Annotated in this window: 2 protein-coding genes; both read left to right on the forward strand. The window is 29.9% G+C overall.

From position 1 onward, the window contains the following. The first annotated feature begins 366 nt into the window (after positions 1-366). Positions 367-1,569 (forward strand): GTP-binding protein, encoded by a 1,203-nt coding sequence (locus tag GOQ24_RS11925; protein WP_160339784.1) that lies wholly within the window; start codon positions 367-369, stop codon positions 1,567-1,569. 40 nt (positions 1,570-1,609) lie between these two features. Beyond that, entirely contained in the window at positions 1,610-2,527 is a 918-nt protein-coding gene (locus tag GOQ24_RS11930; RefSeq protein WP_006256866.1) for a DUF4625 domain-containing protein, read from the forward strand. Positions 2,528-2,666: the final 139 nt, after the last annotated feature.

A 2,666-nucleotide genomic window follows, 5' to 3' on the forward strand; every position in this document is an offset into this window, starting at 1 on the left:
TGTTTATACAGCACGTGGTAGTTAATATTAAGCTTATTAATTGGTTTGTAAATGGCTGAAAGTTATATCTGGCTTTCAGTCATTTATTTAATGTGTAAAAGTAGATCAATTGAATATGATATAAATAGAAATTTATAACTGTGCTTTAATCTTTCATGGGTCTGTTTTGGGCTAATTCATGCGAAGCTATATATTTTATTAATTTTTAATTGTATTTATCAGGTATAACAATGCAGAAATATAATAATTCAAGTTTTAGTTTTATGAAACTAATTAATCTGCATTGATATACTGATAATTTCTAATTACTTACACTGTAAGTGGTTAATTAAGTGGTTTAGTTTGAAAATTTAAATAAGAAAAAGAATGAGAAAAAAGTTACCAGTAACTGTGTTAAGCGGTTTTCTTGGAGCAGGTAAAACAACATTACTCAATCATATTTTACACAACAAACAGGGATTAAAAGTTGCTGTTATTGTCAATGATATGAGTGAAGTTAATATTGATGCTCGCTTGGTTGATAATCAAAATATTTTATCAAGGACAGATGAAAAGCTTGTTGAGCTAAGCAATGGTTGTATATGCTGCACACTTAGAGAGGATTTAATTGAAGAGGTTGAAAAGCTAGCCAAAGAAAATAGATTTGATTATTTACTTATTGAAAGTACAGGTATTAGTGAACCAATTCCCGTGGCTCAAACTTTTTCTTTTGTAGATCAAGAATCAGGTATTGACCTTTCTGAGTTTAGTTATATAGATACAATGGTTACTGTGGTTGATTCTTATAATTTCTTTAAAGATTTTAGTACAATTGATCTTTTAAAAGATAGAGAACTTACAGATATAAAAGAAGATTATAGAACAGTTGTAAATCTTCTAACAGACCAAATAGAGTTCGCGGATGTAATTGTCTTAAATAAAACAGATTTAGTAGAAGAGAATAGTTTAAATTTTCTTCAAACTGTTCTGCATACTTTGAATCCAGAAGCGAAGATTATAAAGTCAGAATTCGGAAAAGTAAATCCAGATGAGGTGTTAAACACGAAATTATTTGATTTTGAGCAAGCTCAATTATCTAAAGGTTGGCAATTAGAATTAGAGAAAGACTTTCATACTCCAGAAACAGAAGAGTATGGGATTAGTTCCTTTGTGTTTAAAGATCCAAGACCTTTTCATCCTGAGCGATTATGGGGATATTTAAATGAGAACTATCCGACTAATCTAATACGTGCTAAGGGGCTTTTTTGGATTGCAAGTAGGCCTAATCAAGCACTTAATTTTTCACAAGCAGGAGGTTCTTCTAGGTTAGAAATGGCTGGAGTTTGGTGGTGTAGTATTCCCTTTAATCAAAGAATAGAAAACCCTGATTTTGTATATAACCAAGATTTAATAGAATCTCATTGGCACCCAGTATGGGCGGATCGATTAAATGAATTGGTTTTTATAGGACACCATATAAATAAGCAAGAAATTATTACAGAGCTTCAAAGGTGTTTATTGCAAGAGGATGAGCAAGTTTTATTTAAAGAAAACATTGCCTTTAGTGATCCATTTCCTCAATATATATAATGATAAAAGTAAGTATGATTTAACCTAATAATTAGACATTATGAAAAAAGAAAAAATTAGTAAGATTATTTGTCTTGTTTGCATAATATTAGCTGTTTTATTTTTTAGTTGTAGTAATGATGATAATTATCAAGAATTAAAAAAGCCAACAATTGAAAATCTTGAAATAGGATATGCCAATAATAAAAAGGCCATAAGGGGTAGAGATTTCCATTTTAATGTAGATGTTGTGGCAGCAAGTAAAATAGGTTTAATCAAAGTAGCTATTCTTCCTAAAAAGGAGCAAACCTATTCAAGTAAATGGCAGTTAGAACTTGTTTGGGATGAGTTTAAAGATCATCGAAATACTAATGTACATAAGCATTTTACAATTCCAGAGAATGCTCCTGAAGGTCTTTATGATTTTGTATTTACTGTACATGATCAAAATGGTTCAGTTTTCGAGTTAAAAGAGGATTTTACGATTATAGATGCAAATAGTACAGCTGTGGATCCTATTGTGGATAGAGATATGATATTTAGAAATGATACCATGATTTATTATATGGGTACTTATAATGAAAATCCATTAAAATTTAAAAAAGGCGATGTGTTTATAGGACGTACTCAAATTAAGCAAATTCAAGGAGATGGTATATTATATACAGTACTTATTAAAGATAAACTAAACCATTCTCCTGAGACAGTAGCACAATTGGATTTAAGCAAAGCCATTATTATTTCAAAGGTAGAACATAAAGGTTTAGGACCAGCTTCCAAGATTTCAACCCTTCAAAATATAAATGGATCTTGGACAGGAGATAGTATTGTAATTGGAGCTGAAAAAGATAATCAGGGAAATAGTATAAATAATGCTAAATCTTGGGAGTCGGGTAAATATAATCTAGTTATTTTATATTATAACTCTACCTATAAAACGAGTGTTTTCAAATCTATACCAGTTTCATTAGAGCTTTAGAACCTTATTTAAAAAATAAAAACTTGTATATAATATCATTGTTAAAAGAATTTAGAAAGGTCCTTCACAGATGAATCATGTTTTAAGTCATAATAAGTAATCTAAACATATAAATAAGTGGGGGACCTTGTTGTCCCCC

This window comes from Myroides sp. LoEW2-1 (assembly GCF_009767705.1).
GTDB classification, from domain to species: domain Bacteria; phylum Bacteroidota; class Bacteroidia; order Flavobacteriales; family Flavobacteriaceae; genus Flavobacterium; species Flavobacterium album_A.